Source organism: Peribacillus sp. SIMBA_075 (assembly GCF_046534585.1).
This window is the reverse complement of the sequence record NZ_JAWRYN010001109.1, coordinates 1-253: the sequence shown is the minus strand read 5'-3', so window position 1 is coordinate 253 and position 253 is coordinate 1. Positions and strand designations below refer to the sequence as shown.

At 41.1% G+C, this 253-nt stretch carries 1 protein-coding gene; it reads right to left on the bottom strand.

Going from position 1 to position 253, the window contains the following annotated elements:
- Positions 1–253, bottom strand: a 253-nt coding sequence (locus SB775_RS31740; RefSeq protein WP_410865263.1) for an iron chelate uptake ABC transporter family permease subunit, incomplete at both ends; no start/stop codon positions are given.

Sequence of the window (253 nt, the reverse complement as noted above, 5' to 3'; positions counted from 1 at the left end):
ATTTTTAATTGAATCACCACAATTGCTGCTGAAAATGCAGCATTGACGCCAATACCAGTTAAGATCAAACGAACAGGTGTGATGCCCTTTTTCCACGCTAACACATAGATGAGAAATGCAGCAAAGCCTGCACCTAAAAAAGCGAAGAGCGGCAGTACAAAAATCGTAAAATCACCTAAGTTCGACATAGAGCCTTGAAATGCAAAAATAAACAAAACAACTGCAAAGCCTGCGCCCGCATTGACACCAAGAA